This is a genomic window from Nocardia stercoris (genome assembly GCF_003696265.1).
Lineage (GTDB): Bacteria > Actinomycetota > Actinomycetes > Mycobacteriales > Mycobacteriaceae > Nocardia > Nocardia stercoris.
The window spans coordinates 105,294-122,907 of the sequence record NZ_RFFH01000006.1 but is presented as its reverse complement, the minus strand read 5'-3'; the positions used below and the strand labels follow the sequence as shown (position 1 = coordinate 122,907).

Sequence of the window (17,614 nt, the reverse complement as noted above, 5' to 3'; positions counted from 1 at the left end):
TGCCTTCGTGCCGAGGAGTTTGGGTCGAATGACGAAGAAGCCGGAACCGCAGTACCAGCCCACCGGGGCGCTCGGCCCCGCGCAACGCGAGGCCGCCTGGGATCGGCTGGGCAAGGATCAGTTCGACGTCGTCGTGGTCGGTGGCGGTGTGGTCGGCGCCGGTATCGCGCTCGACGCGGCGACCCGTGGCCTCGACGTGGCGCTGATCGAGGCCCGCGACCTCGCGTCGGGCACCTCCAGCCGATCGTCGAAGATGTTCCACGGCGGGCTGCGCTACCTCGAGCAGCTGGAGTTCGGTCTGGTGCGAGAAGCGTTGCGGGAGCGCGAACTTGCGCTCACCACGCTCGCTCCGCACCTGGTCAAGCCGCTGCGCTTCCTGTACCCGCTCACCCACCGGGTGTGGGAGCGACCGTACGTGGCCTCCGGGATCATGCTCTACGACACCCTCGGTGGCGCGAAATCGGTTCCGGGACAGCATCATCTGACCCGCTCGGCCGCACTGCGGCTGGCGCCGGGGCTGCGTCGCAATGCCCTGATCGGCGGTGTCACCTACTACGACACGGTGGTCGACGACGCCCGGCACACCATGACCGTGGCCCGCACCGCCGCCCACTACGGCGCCGTGGTCCGCACCTCGACTCAGGTCGTCGGCTTCCTGCGCGAGGCCGACCGGGTGGTCGGCGTGCAGATCCGCGACAGCGAGGACGGCCGCCGCGGCGAGGTCCGCGGCTCGGTCGTGATCAACGCGACCGGGGTGTGGACCGACGAGATCCAGCGAATGGCCCAGCAGCGCGGCCGCTTCCACGTGCGCGCCTCCAAGGGCGTGCACATCGTGGTCCCGCGCGACCGGATCGCCAGCGACACCGCGATCATCCTGCGCACCCCGACCTCGGTGCTGTTCGTCATCCCGTGGAACACCAGCCACTGGATCATCGGCACCACCGACACCGACTGGAACCTGGACCTCGCGCACCCGGCCGCCACCAAGGCCGATATCGACTATCTGCTGGAGAAGGTCAACGAGGTGCTGGTGACGCCGCTGACCGCCGACGACATCCAGGGGGTGTACGCCGGACTGCGCCCGCTGCTGGCCGGTGAGAGCGACGAGACCTCCAAGCTGTCGCGTGAGCACGCGGTCGCGCGGATCGCCCCCGGCCTGATCGCCATCGCCGGCGGCAAGTACACGACCTACCGGGTGATGGCCGAGGACGCCGTCGACGCCGCCGCCGGAGACATCCCGCAGCGGGTGTCACCGTCGATCACCGAGAAGGTGCCGCTGCTCGGCGCGGACGGCTATTTCGCCCTGCTGAACCAGACACCGCAGCTCGCCCAGGCCTACGGCGTGCACCCGTACCGCATCGAGCACCTGCTCAACCGCTACGGCGCCCTGGTCACCGATGTGCTCGACCTCGCCGAGGGCAAACCCGAACTGCTGCAACCGATCGGCGCGGCCCCCAGCTACCTGCGGGTCGAGGCGATCTACGCCGCGGCCGCCGAGGGCGCGCTGCACCTGGACGACATCCTGGCCCGCCGCACCCGCATCTCCATCGAATACGCACACCGCGGCACCGACTGTGCCGAGGAGGTCGCCCGGCTGGTGGCGCCCGTCCTCGGCTGGGAGGACCCGGACGTGAAGCGCGAGGTCGAGACCTACCGGGCGCGTGTGGAGGCGGAGAAGCTGTCGCAGACCCAGCCGGACGACGTGTCGGCGGACGCGCTGCGTCTGGCGGCGCCGGAACCGCGGGCGCAGATTCTGGAGCCGATCGAGGGCTGAGCACCGCGGCGGCGCGGCACCGTCGGCCGTTCGCAGGTCGGCGGCGACCCGAGCGACCGAGGTCGTGATGACCGCCGCCCTTTCTCAGCGTCGCCACAGTGTGTGCTGGCTATGGTCCACCGCATGAGTGAGCGCAGCGAGCGAGCAACCGGCACAGCCGAGGTAACACCAGTGCGGGCCGGCGTCGCGCGGCGCACGCTGAGCAAGGTCCCCGAAGTGACGGTGTGGTTCTGGATCATCAAGATCCTGTGCACCACAGTGGGTGAGACGTTCGCCGACTGGATCGACACCTCACTGGGCTTCGGCCTCGTGGCGACGGCGCTGCTGTTCACAGTGGTGCTGGCCGCGGTGATGGTGTGGCAGTTGCGGCTGAGCCGGTACGTGCCGTTCGTCTACTGGCTCGCCGTGGTCGTGGTCAGTGTGACCGGCACGCTGTACACCGATATCCTCACCGACCAGCTGAATGTGCCGCTCGCGGCGAGCACCGGCGTGTTCGCGGTGCTGCTCGCGGTGGTGTTCGGTATCTGGTACGCCCGCGAGGCGACGCTGTCGATCCACTCGATCGTGACGCTGCCGCGAGAACTGTTCTACTGGCTGGCGGTTCTGGTCACCTTCGCGCTCGGCACCGCGGCCGGTGACTGGACGCTGCAGCTGACCGGCTGGGGGCCGGGTACTTCGGTGTTGTTGCCCGCCGGCCTGATCGTGGCGGTCGTCGTGGGGTGGCGGTTCGGTGCGAACGCGGTGCTGTCGTTCTGGCTGGCCTACATCCTGACTCGTCCGCTGGGTGCCAACCTGGGGGACTGGTTCGCTTCGCCCGCTTCGGATCACGGTCTCGGTGTCGGCACCTCGATCACCAGCGTCGTCTTCCTGGCCGCGATTCTGGCGGTGGTCGGATATCTGACCTTCTCCCGCAGTGACGTCATTGTCGATCCGGAGCGGAACTCGGTCCCGGTGGTGACCACCGATCAGGCTCGCGAGCGCGTGATGCTCGGGTACTACGCGGTTGTCGCGGTGGCGGCGACGTCGCTGCTGGTGTGGGCGTCCGCGCAGCCGCATGCCTCGGTGAGCGACGAGCCGGCCGCGGCGCCGGCGTCGGTGACCCTGGCACCCGGCCGATCGGCGTCGGCGCATTTCCCGGCCGCGGAGATCGCAAAGTTCCGGACCGTCACGCAGGACACGTTGTCCAAGGTGCAGTCCGGTCAGCAGGCGGCGGCGACGGCTCGGATCAAGGATCTGGAGACCGCCTGGGATCAGGACCAGGACACCCTGCAGCCGATGGACGGGTCCGACTGGGACGTGCTCGACGGCAAAATCGACCGTGCGCTGAAAGCGTTGCGTGCCAAGGCTCCCGACTCGGCCGCCGAAACGCAGGCCCTCGACGACCTGCTCACCGCGCTGGGGTAGGGCCGCTGCCGAACCCGGCCACCCGGTTTCTCCGACGCTGCTACCGCAATCCGACCCGTACCGCAATCCATTCGGTGTGCGTGACCGCATTACTGGACTGCCCGCACCGCGATCGGCACGATAGCGAGCAGCTCACGGCACGGTGGTGAGCTGTATAGACGGTGCGAATCGAGGAGATTGATGGTGGCGTTCGCTATTCGCTTCGACCGGACCGGTGGTCCGGAGGTACTGCACCGGGTCGAGATCGAAGTGGGTGAGCCCGGGCCGGGCGAGGTACGCGTCCGGCATCATGCGGTCGGGCTGAACTTCGCCGATATCTACTATCGGAGCGGCCGGTACCCGGTCACGCTGCCCGCCGGCCTCGGGGTCGAAGCTGCGGGCGTGGTCGAGGCCGTCGGCCCGCAGGTCGACGGCTTTCGCGCCGGCGACCGGGTCACCTACACCGGCAGCCCACTGGGCGCCTACAGCAGTGAGCGGGTGCTGCCCGCGGCGCAGTTGATCCGCCTGCCGGACGAGATCGACTCCGTCACTGCGGCGGCGACAACCACCCGCGGCCTGACGGCCGCCTATCTGCTGCGCCGCATCCACCCTCTGCGCGCCGGGGACACCGTCCTGCTCCACGCGGCGGCCGGAGGCGTGGGCCTGATTTTCGCGCAGTGGGCGAAGCTGTTGGGTATCAACGTCATCGGGACAGTCTCGACCGAGGAGAAAGCGAAGATCGCCGCCGCGCACGGCTGCGATCACGTGCTGATCCACACTCGCGAGGATGTGGCCGCACGGGTGCGGGAACTGACCGGCGGTACCGGTGTTCCGGTGGTCTTCGACAGCATCGGCGCTACCACCTTCGACGGATCGCTGGACTCGTTGTCGCGTCGTGGACTGCTGGTGTCGTTCGGAGCCGCCTCCGGCCCGGTGCCCCCCGTCGACCCCATGACGTTGACGGGCAAGGGCTCGCTGTTCCTCACCCGACCCGGCCTCGCCGATTACATCGCCGACCCGGCCGAGCGGGCGGAGCTGGCCGGTGAACTGTTCGGCCACATCGCGGCGGGACGGATCGCCCCGGAGGTCAACCAGCGCTACGACCTGTCCGATGCCGTGCGAGCCCACCACGAGCTGGAGTCCGGCGCGACCATCGGCTCCTCGGTTTTCACGCTCTGAGAAGGCAGCCGACGCTCGCTCATGCCGCCTGACGGCGGGCCAGCGCGGCGGTGAAAACTGCGGTGGCGGTCGCGGCGGCACTGACGACGATCAGCAGGAGCAAGTGGGCCGGGGAGTTGTCGTGGTCGTCGCCGACGAGGTGCAGGATCTCACCGCGGACGGCGACGGTCGCGGGTAGGCACAAGGCCCCGTACCCGACGGCGAGCCGTAAGGCCCGGCGGACGCGCCCGGGTGCCGGAGGCTGCGCCACGATGACCAGGTAGCGGTTGCCGAGGACCGCGGCCGCGAAGAATCCGCCGGCGGCCACGACGACCGCGAACACGAAAAGCATGGGGTCGGTCCACTTCTCGCCGTGGGCTTCGATGCCGGCCAGGCTCAGCGCGGCGGTCAGGGCGACGAGTGCCGTGGTGGCGAGGAAATGGCCGCGGATCAGTGTGAGCATCGGTGTGCAGCGGCGGATCCAGGTGGTGCGGTCGCCGCCGGTCGCGAGCGCCAGCAGCGGTGGCAGATCGTCGAGCCAGTCGCTGCCGTGGATCTGTTCCACCGGCAGACGGCGCAGCAGCGAGTACCGCATCCAGAGGTTCGCCACCGCTGCCGCGGTGAGCGGGACGAGTGCGGCGGCGAGGATCGCGGTGGCGGGCAGCGACCAGGCGGGACGGTTCGCCCGTACCGCCAGTGCGATCCAGTCGGCCGCGATGGTCGCGGTCACCAGTACGGTGCTCGCGGTAGCGGCACGCAGCAGCTGCGCGGTGCGATGCGGCGGCTGCTGTTTCTTCCCGCGCCACAACACCATTCGCAGGGCGATCAGGCAGGCCAGGGCCGGCACCAGGAATTCGGTGAACGACACGACCACGTCGTAGGGGTCGTTCTGCCACGGGCTCGCGGCGCGGACCGGCTTCACCTGCGTGGTGATCCAAGCGAACGTCTCGAAACCCGCCGCGAGGGCCAGCGACAGGTGCAACACCAACCGGATCGTCCGGTCGCGCTGCTCGCCCCGGCCGAGTGTCGAATCCGTCATCCCAACCACCTTCTCGTCGACTAGCCGTTCGGACGCCATTCATAGTACGCGATGCGTAGTACGTTGTGCGTACTACACAGAATGTACTACTGTATGAGATCGACCGGAATTCAGGAGGTTCGGCGATGCTCGCCAACGACGCTCAGTTGCTGGTCCTGTGGGCCCTCGCCCAGGGCCCGTCCCACGGCTATGCCATCAACGCCTCGGTCGAACAGCTCACCGGCGAGCGCCTCGGGCCTGGAAGCCTCTACGGGGCGCTCACCCGGCTGGAGGCCAAGGGCCTGATCGAGACCCTCGACGGTGTCGGCCGGCAGCGGCCGGTCCGATTGACCACGCCCGGTAGGGAATTGCTCGAACGTGAACTGCGCTCGATGGCGAACCTCGCATCGACCGGACTGCGTCGACTCGGGGTGAATCCCGCATGAGGGCTGTGATCGCCGGGCTGATCCGCCTGTACCCGAAGCCGTGGCGGGAGCGTTGGGGCGAGGATCTGCGAGAATCGGTCCACGCCAGTGGATTTCGTTCCTGGCCGAACGTTCTCGTCGGTGCTGTCGACATGTGGCTGCACCCGGCTGTGTGGCCGGCGCGCGACGACAGCCGGCGCCTCGCGCGGGCCGCGGCCATGGCGATCACCGTGGCCGGTGACGGCTGGTTCGTCGCGAACCTGATCACCGAGGACGGGGACGGCCGCTATCTGCCCGTATTGCGCGTCTGCGGAGCGGTACTGGCCGTCGGACTCCTGCTGGTGGCCCCGCGCCCCAGGTTCGATCGCGTCGCGCTCGGCGTCCTGCTGCGGCGTGGTGTGCGCGGCTTCGTACCACCCGCCGTACTCATCGCCGGCGTGGTGTTCCTGGTCCACTCCGGTCTCGTCCCCGCAACCGCCACACCCGTCCTCCGCTACGGCGTGCTCGGGATCTGGTGGGGCGCATGGTTGGCGCTGGCCGCGAACGGCTGCCGGATCGTGGCGAACGCCGGCCCGGAGATCGTGATCGCACCAGGCCACCGCCGCTCGATCGCCGGGACAGCCGTGCTGACGGCCGCGACGATGGTATCGGCCGCCGTGCTGATCGTATTCGCGATCGCCACCGCGGAATTCGACGCCGCCGCCGCCATCTGTGGTGCCCTGTTGCTCGCGCTCGCCGTCACCCTCGCCGGTGCGGTCTGGGAACTACCCGCGCTGACGAACGACTCGCCGTCGCGCTGACCAGCGAATATCGATCACCGCGCCTGGCAGCCGGTGCAGAAGTACAGGGCGCGTTCGGAGTCGGGGCCTTCGCCGATCATGGTGAGGCTCAACGGGGTTCCGCAACGGCGGCAGGGGCGGCGGTGGCGTTGGTAGACGTAGGGGCGCCAGGGTGGGGTGTGGGCGGCGGCGCGCAGGACCTTGTGGGCCTGGTCGACCAGGGCGGGGAGGTCGGCGACCGTGCCGACGGGGAGGCGGGGGTCGACACGTTGCAGGAAGCAGATCTCGCTGCGGTAGATGTTGCCGATGCCGGCCAGATTGGTCTGGTCGAGCAGGGCCAGGCCGACGGGGCGGTCGGGGTGCGCCAGCAGGCGCCGGACCGCTTCGGCCGCATCCCAATTCGGGCCGAGCAGGTCGGGGCCGAGGTGGTCGGTGGCGGTGTGTTCGTCGGCGCGGCGCAGGACCTCGACGGTGCCCAGCGTGAATCCGACCGCTTCGGCACTGTCGTTGGCCAGGACCAGGCGGGCGCGGTAACCCGGTCTGTCCCAGCGTTTTCCGGGCTCGTAGATCCGCCACTCACCCTCCATCTTCAGATGAGTGTGGATGCTGAGGTCGGGAGTGCGGACGAACAGGTGCTTGCCGTAGCTGCCCACCTCCTCGACGGGTTGCCCGGCCAGGTCGAGAGTCGCGTACCGGGGCACCCGGAAATCACTGCGGGTGAGGGTCTTTCCGGCCAGAGCTGCCCGCAGCCTGGCCGCCGTCAGATAGACGGTGTCACCTTCGGGCATCCGGTGCACCTCCTGGGGAGTATCGGCGCAATCACGGTTTGCTCCGAAGCCGGTATCCGTTCGGGGTGGCGGAGAAGCCGGCCTCGGTCAGGAACGTGGCGAAGGTGTTGCCGTGCACCGATTCTCCGTCGACCTTGTCGATGACCAGGGAGTCGACGCGGCGATCGCGGACCAGGCCGGCCAGGGTGCCGGCGGCGAGGGCGCGGACGTCGGGATCCTCGGTGAAGGTGAGCAGGGTGCGGCCGCCGCGCTCCAGGTAGAGGGTCAGTTCGCCGTCGACCAGGACGACCAGCGCACCCGCCTTGCGGCCCGGGCGGTGACCGGAGCCGGCGGTCGCCTCCTTCGGCCAGGGCAGCGCGGCGCCGTACGGGTTGGCCGGGTCGCAGGCGGCCAGGGCCAGCGCCACCTGGGCCGGCTTCCGCTCGGACCGGTCGGTGTCGAAGGAACGCAGGCGGTCGACCACGTCGGTGGTGGAGAACTGAGCGCCGCCGAGCGTGTCGACGAAGTAGCCGCGGCGGGAGCGGCCCCGGTCCTCGAACTCGGTGAGCACCCGGTACATCAGAGCGAAACCGCCTGGCACACCTTCGGATTGGACCGCGCCCTTGGTGACCACGCCGTAGCGCTCCAGCAGGGTGTCCGCGGTGGCGTGGGCGCGGACGGTGGGATCGGCCGCGCGCTCGGGCAGCAGCGACCAGCGTCCGGCCACCGCGGGCGGGCCCGACCGCGCGGGCAGCGTCGTGCGAGGCAGGTACGCCCGGCCGCGGGGCGTGCGGCGTGGCGTGCGATGCGCGGTGGTGCTGCGGGTGGTGCCGGACAGCAGCGCGCGGACCGGTGCGAAGGTGTCGCCGGCGACGTGCCCGGCCCACACCAGATCCCACAGTGCCGCGGCGGCCGCCGCATCGTCGAGCAGGGCGCCGCCGCTCGGGCCCTGCAGCCCGTCGGAGAGCTGCCGGAAGAAGTAGGCGCCGCCGGACCCGGCGGCGACCTGCGGCGTGGACTTGCCGGTCGGATCGGGAATCACGGTGGCACCCAAGGCGATCAGCAACTGAGTCTGGATCTCGGTGAGATCCAGTTCGTCGGGCGGCGGCAAGGTGAACGGTGCCAGTTCGGCCGGATGCAGGGCGATCCAGCCGTCCTTGGCGGTGATCGAGCCGTGGCCTGACCACACCACCTCACCGGACGCCAGCAGCTCGTCCAACAGGGCGGGACTGTAGTCGCGGACGCGGGGCGGCAGGATCAGCGACTCCCACGCGGAGGCCGGAATCGGCACGCCGGCAAGCTGTTCCACCACCGCGGCCACGCCGTCGACGCCGTGCAGTTCGCCGCTGCCGACGTGCTGCCAGACGGGCAGGAAGCGGGCCAGCGCGGTGGTGGCGACCGGTTCGACCTCCTTGCGGGCGGCCGCTAGCGACCGGCGCCGCAGCCGGCGCAGGACCTCGGTGTCACACCACTCCGAGCCGCTCCCGCCGGGCGTGAATTCCCCTGCCACCACACGCTTTTCACTGCTCAGCTGATGCAGTGCGGTGGCCGCGACGGCCGGGCCCAGCCCGAATCGGGCCGCCACGGCGCCGAGGGTGAACGGGCCGTGCGTGCGGGCGTAGCGAGCGATCAGGTCGCCGAGCGGGTCGGCGACCGGTTCGATGAACGCGGCCGGAACGCCGATCGGGAGCGGGACGCCCAGGGCGTCGCGCAGTCGGGCGGCGTCCTCGATACCGGCCCACCACTGCTGTCCGGCGTAGGAGACCTCCAGAGCGCGCCGGGATCGAACCAGTTCGGCGAACCAGGGTGCCGGGTCGTCGGTGCTGCGGTCGGCGGCCTCCTGCGGGGTGAGCGGACCCAGCAGGCGGAACAGGTCGGCGAGACCCTCGAGATCACGGGCCTGGCGTTCGGGCGTGAGCCGTTGCAGTTCGCGCTCGGTGAGCTCCAGGACCTCCGGGTCGAGCAGTTCCCGCAACTCCACCCGGCCCAGCAGTTCGGCCAGCAGGGTCGAGTCCAACGACAGTGCGGCGGCACGTCGTTCGGCCAGCGGTGAGTCGCCCTCGTACATGAACTGTTCGACGTAGTCGAAGAGCATGGCGTTGGCGAACGGGGACGGGGTCGCCGTCTCGACCTCCACCAGCCGCACCTTGCGCTTGGCCACCGAACCGAGCAGCTCGCGCAGCGCGGGCAGATCGTAGACGTCGCGCAGACATTCGCGGACCGTCTCGAGCAGGATCGGGAACTCCGGATACTTGCGCGCGACGTCGAGCAGCTGCGCCGACCGCTGCCGCTGTTGCCACAGCGGGGTGCGCCGGCCCGGGTCCCGGCGCGGCAACAGCAGTGCGCGCGCGGCACATTCGCGGAACCGGGAGGCGAACAGCGCCGACCCGCCCACCTGTTCGGTGACGATGTCGTCGATCTCGTCCGGTTCGAACACGAACAGCTCGGCGCCGGGCGGACTGTCGGTGGTGTCCGGCAGCCGCACCACGATTCCGTCGTCGGACGCGTTGGGTGCCGCGTCCATCCCGAACCGCTCCCGCAGCCGCGCACCGACCGCCAGCGCCCACGGCGCATGCACCGGCATGCCGTACGGCGAATGCAGGATCAGCCGCCAGTCACCGAGTTCGTCGCGGAACCGCTCGACCAGCAGGGTCCGATCGGTCGGCAACTGCCCGGTCGCCTGCCGCTGTTCACTCAGCAGCGCAACGAGATTCGCGGTCGCGAAGCGGTCCAGACCGGCCGCGGTGACGACCCGTTCGAGCTCGCTGAGGTCGCTTCCGGTGCTCCCGGTCGCTTGTCGCGTCGAGCTGCTACCGGATTTCCGCCGACCGGGCGCCGCGGTACCGCCGCCCGCCGTCTTCCGCGGTGCGCGCTCGGGTGTTCCAGCTGCGGTCGTGTCTCCGGCGGTGGTCTTCCGTGGTGTGCGGGAGGCGGACTCGGACGCGCTCTCGGGCGGTGAACTGCTCTCGGGAAGCGAATCCGATCGCCCGTCCCCCGGCAACGCGGCCAGGAGTTCGCCCAGCCGGAGCGGCTCGGCGGCCGGCGCGGCCGGTACCGCGGCGACCAACGACTCCAAGTAGGCGGCGGGCGCGCTCTCGATGGCCTGCCCGGCGGTGCGCACGAATTCGCCCAGCGCAGCACCCAATTCGGCGGGGCGGCCCAGGGAATCGCCGTGCCAGAACGGGAGCCGGCCCGCGAGGCCGAAGGCGGGGGTGACCAGGACACGGTCGTGGGTGATCTCCTCGATGCGCCAGCTGGTGGCGCCGAGCGCGAACACGTCGCCGACGCGGGACTCGTAGACCATCTCCTCATCGAGTTCGCCTACCCGGGAAGCCTTTTCGCCGACCATGAAGACGGGGAACAGGCCACGATCCGGGATGGCGCCACCGGAGGTGACCGCGAGCCGCTGCGCGCCGGGGCGGCCGGTGAGGGTCCCGGCGTCGCGGTCCCACACCACGCGGGGGCGCAGTTCGGCGAACTCGTCGGAGGGGTAGCGCCCGGCGAGCAGGTCGAGGACCGCGTCGTAGGCCGAGCGGGGGAGAGTGGCGTAATTGCCGGTGCCGCGGACGAGGTCGAACCAGGCGTCGACGTCCAGGGGTTCGAGGGCGCAGGCCGCAACGGTCTGCTGGGCGAGCACGTCCAGCGGATGGGCGGGGACCTTCAGTTCCTCGATCTGCCCGGTGACCATGCGCTGGGCGGTGACCGCGGAGTGGATGACGTCGGTGCGATGTTTGGGAAACAGCACGCCGCGCGAGATCTCGCCGACCTGATGGCCCGCCCGGCCGACCCGCTGCAGGCCGCTGGCCACCGACGGCGGTGCCTCGACCTGCACCACCAGCTCGACCGCACCCATGTCGATGCCCAGCTCCAGGCTGCTGGTGGCGACCACGCACCGCAGCCGGCCGCTCTTGAGATCGTCCTCGATGACGGCGCGCTGTTCCTTGCTGACCGAGCCGTGATGGGCACGGGCCAACAGTTGCGGCGCACCGTGATTGGCCTCGGTGGTGCCCTGCTGGGCCGGCGGGGGGTGGTCGAGATCGACCGCCGCGCCGATCCGCTCGGCGTAGGTCTCGTTCAGGCGGGCGGTGAGCCGTTCGGCCAGCCGCCGCGAATTCGCGAACACGATCGAAGAACGCTGGGCCAGAACCAGATCCACGATCGCGGAGTCGACATGCGGCCAGATCGAACCGGTGGCCTCGTCGTCGCCGCCCGCATCGGGTTCGGTCATGTCGGCGACCGGCACCCGCACCGAGAGGTCGAAGGTCTTCGGCGCCGGCGGCCGCACGATCGTGATGGGCGCCGAGCCGACCAGGAACCGGCCCACCTCCGCGGCCGGCCGGACGGTCGCCGACAGCCCGATGCGCTGCGCCGGGCGTTCGGTGAGCGCGTCGAGCCGGGCCAGCGACAACGCCAGATGCGCACCCCGCTTGGTGCCGGCCACCGCGTGCACCTCGTCGACGATCACGGTGTGCACGCCGCGCAGCGTTTCCCGCGCCGCCGAGGTCAACATCAGATACAGCGACTCGGGTGTGGTGATCAGGATGTCGGGCGGAGTGCGGGCCAGCGTGCGTCGCGCGGCCGCGGTGGTATCACCCGAGCGGACCCCCACCGTGATCTCCGGCGCCGCCAGCCCCAACCGGATCGCCGTCTGTGTGACCCCGACCAGCGGCGCCCGCAGATTGCGCTCGACGTCCACCGCCAGCGCCTTCAGCGGCGAGATGTAGAGCACCGAACTGCTGCGCTGCGGCTTCTCCTCCCGCACCGCCAGCCGGTCGATCGCCCACAGAAACGCCGACAACGTCTTCCCCGACCCGGTCGGCGCGATGACCAGCGTGTTCTCCCCGGCCGCGATCGCCGCCCACGCGCCCAGCTGAGCGGCCGTCGGCGCCGGAAAGGCACCGTCGAACCACTCCTGAGTCGCCCGGGAGAACTGCTGCACGAGGTTCAGTGTGCACCGAGGCACCGACAGAATGTGGTCGCGCGGCGTTCCACCCGCGTCCTGTGGTGGCGGAACCCAGATGTCAGCCGAAGACGATGCCCTGGGCCAGCGGGAGCTCGCTCGAGTAGTTGACCGTATTGGTGGCCCGGCGCATGTACGCCTTCCAGGAGTCGGAGCCGGATTCGCGGCCGCCTCCGGTGTCCTTCTCGCCGCCGAACGCGCCACCGATCTCGGCACCGGACGTGCCGATATTGACGTTGGCGATGCCGCAGTCGGAGCCGTCGGGGGCGAGGAAGCGTTCGGCTTCGCGTTGATCGGTGGTGAAGATGGACGAGGACAGGCCCTGGGAGACCGCGTTGTGCATCTCGATCGCCAGGTCGAAGTCGCGGTAGGTCATGACGTAGAGCAGGGGTGCGAACGTCTCCTCGCGCACCACCTCGGTCTGGGCGTGCATGCGCAGCACGGCCGGGCGGACGTAGTAGGACTCGTCCCCGGCGACGTCGACTCGTTCACCGCCGCACAGCAATTCGCCGTAGTCGGCACGGGCGCGCTCGATCGCCGCCTGCATTCCCTGGTAGGCCTGGCCGTTGATCAGCGGGCCCACCAGGACGCCGTCGGCGAACGGATCACCCACGCGCAGTTGGCGATACGCGCGGTCGAGCCGTTCCAGCAGCGGCCCGGCGATATCGGCGTGCACGATCAGCCGGCGCAACGAGGTGCACCGCTGCCCCGCGGTCCCGGCCGCGGAGAACACCACCGCCCGAGTGGTCAGTTCCAGATCCGCGGACGGGGTGACGATCGCGGCGTTGTTCCCGCCCAGTTCCAGCAGGCAGCGGCCGAACCGGGCCGCGACCCGGGGCGCTACCGTGCGGCCCATCCGGGTCGAACCGGTCGCGCTGAGCAGGGCGATCCGATGGTCGTCGACCAGCTGCCGTCCGACATCGGCGCCACCCTGAACCAGCTGATGGATCCCCGGATCGAATCCGGTTTCGACGGCGGCCCGGCGCAGCAGGGTATGACAGGCCAGCGCGGTCAAGGGCGTGGTCTCCGACGGCTTCCACACCACCGTGTCGCCGCAGACCAGGGCGATCGCGGTGTTCCAGGCCCACACCGCGACCGGGAAGTTGAACGCGGAGATGACGCCGACCACGCCCAGCGGATGCCAGGTCTCCGACAGCCGGTGCCCGGGCCGCTCGGAGGCGATGGTCCGGCCGTACAGCTGCCGGGAGAGCCCGACCGCGAACTCGCAGACGTCGATCATCTCCTGCACCTCGCCGCGGGCCTCGGCGCCGATCTTGCCCGCCTCCAAGGTCACCAGGTCGGCCAGCGCGGCCTGGTGTTCCACCAGGAGCTCACCCAGGCGGCGCACGACGGCGGCCCGGCGCGGGGCGGGCACGGTGCGCCATTCCCGAAAGACGTTGTCGGCAGCGGTGATCGCCGCGTCGACGGCGCTCGGGTCGCTGTATTGCAGCGTGGCCAGGGTGCCGCCGGTGATCGGGGTGCGCGCCGGCAGCTTTCCGGGCTCGGGCAGATCGGCGCCGAGCGCGTGCAGTGCCCGGGCGGCCCGCGAGCGCAGGTCTGCGGTGGTGGGAATGCCGAGCGTGGATGTCATGTCGTGCTCCGCTTCGATTCGCTGTCCGGCAACTGGGATACGACGATCGGTTCGTGCCACGAGTCAGGTTCGCTGCGTTATCTTTCGGAACATGGCGGATGCGGTGGCGAAACCTGTTCTGGATGATATCGATCGGCTGTTGATCCGCGAACTGATGGACGACGGCCGAGCGACGCTGTCCAATCTTGCCGAGAAAGCCAATCTTTCGGTGTCCGCGGTGCAGTCGCGGGTGCGGCGCCTGGAGGCGCGCGGTGTGATCCGCGGGTACACGGCGAAGGTGGACCCGGAGGCCCTGGGGCAGCCGTTGTCGGCGTTCGTCGCGATCACCCCTCTCGATCCGTCCCAGCCCGACGACGCGCCGGCCCGCCTGCAGCACATTCCCGGTATCGAGGAATGTCATTCGGTGGCCGGCGAGGAGAGCTATGTGCTGCTGGTCCGTGTGGCGTCGCCGCGGGGCCTCGAGCAACTGCTGCAAGAGATCCGGGCGACGGCCAATGTCCGAACACGCAGCACCATCATCCTGCAGACATTCTATGACAGATGAGTAAAGCTCGTAATGTTTACTGTGTCGGCGTAGCTATGTCGTAAAAATTTGCTTAGCCTGAGGGTGTGACTGTTGAACTCGAGGTGCCGCAGGTCACCCCGGGCCAGGTCCACCCGATCCTGGCCGCGCACCTGCTCGCAGACGGATTCGACCTGGTCCTGGACACCGAGTCCTCGACCGGTCGATACCTGGTCGACGCCCGCGACGGCACGTCCTATCTGGACATGTTCGGGTTCTTCGCGTCGTCGGCACTGGGCATGAACCACCCGGCGCTGGCACAGGACGAGCAGTTCCGGTCCGAACTGACCACGGCCGCACTCAACAAGCCCAGCAACTCCGACATCTACACCGTCGAGATGGCCCGGTTCGTAGACACTTTCGTGCGCGTACTGGGCGATCCGGCACTACCGCATCTGTTCTTCGTCGACGGCGGCGCGCTCGCGGTCGAGAACGCGCTCAAGGCAGCCTTCGACTGGAAGAGTCGGCACAACGAGATGCACGGTCGCAGTAGGGAACTCGGCACCCGGGTACTGCACCTCAGCGGCGCCTTCCACGGCCGGTCGGGATATACCTTGTCGCTCACCAACACCGACCCGGTGAAGACCGATCGCTACCCGAAGTTCGACTGGCCGCGGCTGCGCACGCCCTACATCCGGCCCGGCGCCGACCTCACCGCGGAGGAGGACGCCGCGTTCGCGGCCGCCCGCGCCGCGTTCGAGGCACACCCGCACGACATCGCCTGCTTCATCGCCGAGCCGATCCAGGGCGAGGGTGGCGACCGGCACCTGCGGCCGCGGTTCCTGCAAGGCATCCAGGAGCTGTGCCGGGAATTCGACGCGCTGTTCGTTGTCGACGAGGTGCAGACCGGCGTCGCCGCGACCGGCACCAACTGGGCCTACCAACAGCTGGGCCTGACCCCGGACCTGGTCGCGTTCGGCAAGAAGACACAGGTGTGCGGCGTGATGGCCGGCGGGCGGATCGACGAGGTCGCCGACAATGTGTTCCACGTCAGCTCGCGGATCAACTCGACCTGGGGTGGCAACCTCGCCGACATGGTCCGGGCGCGCCGGATTCTCGAGGTGATCGAGTCCGAGGATCTGGCCGGGCGGGCGGCGCGGATGGGTGCGGGCCTGCTGGCCCGGCTGACCGCGCTGGCCGCCGAGTTCCCGGAGCTGATCACCGAGCCGCGTGGTCGCGGGCTGTTGTGCGCGGTGACGCTGCCCTCGCCCGCGGTGCGGGACGCGGTGGTCACCGCACTGCGCGAGAACGAGAAAATATTGCTGCTCGGAACCGGCGAACGCGGCATCCGGTTCCGGCCGCCGCTGACCGTCACCGACGACGAACTGGATCGGGCGGTCGAGGCCATGGCGCGGGTACTGGACGTCGCTCGACCGGGTATTTTGCGCGATTCGGCCTGATTCGCGCGCGCGGTGAGCAGTATTACCGACCGGCATCTTTCCGGTCCTGACCGGGCATTGCATACCGGTGGGTAGTGGCTACTGAAGTTCCCCCGGGTGGTGGCACTCGTTACACTCCGGGACATGACGAGTGTCCAGCAGTCCACGCCGGGTTCGGCGGGAACCCCCGATATCCACACCACCGCCGGAAAGCTGGCCGACCTGCGCAACCGGCTCGACGAGGCCAAGCACCCCATGGGTGAGGCCGCGGTCGACAAGGTGCACGCCAAGGGCAAGATGACCGCCCGTGAGCGGATCCTTGCGCTGGTGGACGAGGGCTCGTTCGTCGAACTCGACGCGCTCGCGCGGCACCGTAGCGTGAACTTCGGCCTGGAGAACAACCGGCCGCTGGGCGACGGTGTGGTCACTGGCTACGGCACCATCGACGGCCGTGACGTCTGCCTGTTCTCCCAGGACGTCACCGTGTTCGGTGGGTCGCTCGGTGAGGTCTACGGCGAGAAGATCGTCAAGGTCATGGACCTGGCCATCACCACCGGCCGCCCGCTGATCGGCATCAACGAGGGCGCCGGCGCGCGCATCCAGGAGGGCGTGGTCTCGCTCGGCCTGTACGGCGAGATCTTCCACCGCAACGTCCAGGCCTCTGGCGTGATCCCGCAGATCTCGCTGATCATGGGCCCGGCCGCCGGTGGTCACGTGTACTCGCCCGCGCTGACCGACTTCGTGGTCATGGTCGACCAGACCTCGCAGATGTTCGTGACCGGCCCGGACGTCATCAAGACGGTCACCGGTGAAGAGGTCACCATGGAGGACCTGGGTGGCGCGCACACCCACATGACGAAATCCGGTGTGGCGCACTATGTCGCCTCCGGCGAGCAGGACGCCCTCGACTACGTCAAGGACCTGCTCAGCTACCTGCCCAGCAACAACCGGGCCGAGGCGCCGCGCTACCCCTCGACCGCGCTGCCCGGTGCGATCGAGGACGCGCTGACCGAGGACGACCTCGCCCTGGACAGCATCGTCCCGGACTCGCCGAACCAGCCCTACGACATGCACGAGGTCATCGAGGCGCTGGTCGACGACGGTGAGTTCCTGGAGGTGCAGGCCGAGCGCGCGATGAACATCATCGTCGGCTTCGCCCGCATCGACGGCCGCAGCGTCGGGTTCGTGGCCAACCAGCCCACCCAGTTCGCCGGCTGCCTCGACATCGACGCCTCGGAGAAGGCCGCGCGGTTCGTGCGCACCTGCGACGCGTTCAACATCCCGATCATCACCCTGGTCGACGTCCCGGGCTTCCTGCCCGGCACCGGCCAGGAGTACAACGGCATCATCCGCCGCGGCGCCAAGCTGCTCTACGCCTACGGTGAGGCCACGGTCGGCAAGATCACCGTCATCACCCGCAAGGCCTACGGCGGCGCGTACGACGTCATGGGTTCCAAGCACATGGGCGCCGACGTCAACCTGGCCTGGCCGACCGCTCAGATCGCGGTCATGGGTGCCTCGGGCGCGGTCGGCTTCGTCTACCGCAAGCAGCTGCAGGAAGCGGCCGAGAGCGGTGCCGACGTCGACGCGCTGCGCCTTGAGCTGCAGAACGAGTACGAGGACACGCTGGTGAACCCGTACGTGGCCGCCGAGCGTGGTTACGTCGACGCGGTCATCCCGCCGTCGCACACCCGCGGCCAGATCGTTTCGGCGCTGCGGCTGCTGGAGCGCAAGGTGGTGGCCCTGCCGCCGAAGAAGCACGGCAACATTCCGCTGTGACGCGGCGATAACCCGGTTACGAGGACACCCGGCGCCGGA

Annotated in this window: 11 protein-coding genes and 2 pseudogenes; 8 read left to right on the top strand and 5 right to left on the bottom strand. The window is 69.6% G+C overall.

Annotated elements, in window-relative coordinates; translation table 11 throughout:
- Positions 1–28 precede the first annotated feature (28 nt).
- The 3 genes from glpD (at position 29) to EBN03_RS16140 (ending at position 4,336) form a co-directional block, all read left to right on the top strand.
- Positions 29–1,774 carry a glycerol-3-phosphate dehydrogenase gene (gene glpD, locus EBN03_RS16150; RefSeq protein WP_122188868.1) on the top strand — a complete coding sequence of 582 codons (1,746 nt, stop codon included), beginning with the start codon at positions 29–31 and terminating at the stop codon, positions 1,772–1,774.
- Positions 1,775–1,897: 123 nt separating this feature from the next.
- Positions 1,898–3,178, top strand: a complete 1,281-nt coding sequence (locus tag EBN03_RS16145; RefSeq protein WP_122189076.1) for a COG4705 family protein — start codon at positions 1,898–1,900, stop codon at positions 3,176–3,178.
- A gap of 183 nt (positions 3,179–3,361) precedes the next feature.
- Positions 3,362–4,336: a quinone oxidoreductase family protein gene (locus EBN03_RS16140; protein WP_122189075.1), complete on the top strand. Its 975-nt coding sequence runs from the start codon at positions 3,362–3,364 to the stop codon at positions 4,334–4,336.
- A gap of 19 nt (positions 4,337–4,355) precedes the next feature.
- Here EBN03_RS16140 and EBN03_RS16135 read toward each other — a convergent pair whose 3' ends face one another.
- Positions 4,356–5,354: a hypothetical protein gene (locus EBN03_RS16135; RefSeq protein ID WP_122188867.1), complete on the bottom strand. Its 999-nt coding sequence runs from the start codon at positions 5,352–5,354 to the stop codon at positions 4,356–4,358.
- 125 nt (positions 5,355–5,479) lie between these two features.
- On the opposite strand from EBN03_RS16135, the gene EBN03_RS16130 reads away from it, so the two are divergent.
- Together EBN03_RS16130 and EBN03_RS16125 are read left to right on the top strand one after the other, a co-directional pair.
- Complete coding sequence (locus EBN03_RS16130; protein ID WP_122188866.1) at positions 5,480–5,779, top strand: PadR family transcriptional regulator; 300 nt, start codon at positions 5,480–5,482, stop codon at positions 5,777–5,779.
- On the top strand, positions 5,776–6,558 hold the full coding sequence (locus EBN03_RS16125) for a hypothetical protein (protein WP_147471606.1): 783 nt from the start codon (positions 5,776–5,778) through the stop codon (positions 6,556–6,558). Before EBN03_RS16130 ends, EBN03_RS16125 begins: the two co-directional genes overlap by 4 nt.
- A 14-nt stretch (positions 6,559–6,572) precedes the next feature.
- On the opposite strand, the gene EBN03_RS16120 is transcribed toward EBN03_RS16125, so the two are convergent.
- The 4 genes and pseudogenes from EBN03_RS16120 to amaB all read right to left on the bottom strand — a co-directional run bounded on the left by EBN03_RS16120 (position 6,573) and on the right by amaB (position 13,855).
- Positions 6,573–7,325: a DNA-formamidopyrimidine glycosylase family protein gene (locus EBN03_RS16120; RefSeq protein ID WP_122189074.1), complete on the bottom strand. Its 753-nt coding sequence runs from the start codon at positions 7,323–7,325 to the stop codon at positions 6,573–6,575.
- A 31-nt stretch (positions 7,326–7,356) separates the two neighbouring features.
- A pseudogene (locus tag EBN03_RS36000) lies at positions 7,357–10,053 on the bottom strand (Lhr family ATP-dependent helicase); the annotation flags it as partial.
- Positions 10,054–10,416: 363 nt separating this feature from the next.
- Positions 10,417–12,243: pseudogene (locus tag EBN03_RS35995) on the bottom strand (DEAD/DEAH box helicase); the annotation flags it as partial.
- Positions 12,244–12,325: 82 nt separating this feature from the next.
- Positions 12,326–13,855, bottom strand: coding sequence for an L-piperidine-6-carboxylate dehydrogenase (amaB, locus tag EBN03_RS16105; protein ID WP_122188864.1), 1,530 nt, complete (start codon positions 13,853–13,855; stop codon positions 12,326–12,328).
- A 91-nt stretch (positions 13,856–13,946) separates the two neighbouring features.
- Here amaB and EBN03_RS16100 point away from each other — a divergent pair, with 91 nt between their 5' ends.
- From EBN03_RS16100 to EBN03_RS16090, 3 genes are all read left to right on the top strand, one after another.
- Positions 13,947–14,399, top strand: a complete 453-nt coding sequence (locus EBN03_RS16100) for an Lrp/AsnC family transcriptional regulator (protein WP_122188863.1) — start codon at positions 13,947–13,949, stop codon at positions 14,397–14,399.
- A gap of 65 nt (positions 14,400–14,464) precedes the next feature.
- The gene (gene lat / locus EBN03_RS16095; RefSeq protein ID WP_122188862.1) at positions 14,465–15,817 is read left to right on the top strand and encodes an L-lysine 6-transaminase; all 1,353 of its coding nucleotides are present in this window, start codon (positions 14,465–14,467) and stop codon (positions 15,815–15,817) included.
- A 123-nt stretch (positions 15,818–15,940) separates the two neighbouring features.
- Positions 15,941–17,575 carry an acyl-CoA carboxylase subunit beta gene (locus EBN03_RS16090; protein WP_122188861.1) on the top strand — a complete coding sequence of 545 codons (1,635 nt, stop codon included), beginning with the start codon at positions 15,941–15,943 and terminating at the stop codon, positions 17,573–17,575.
- Positions 17,576–17,614 lie beyond the last annotated feature (39 nt).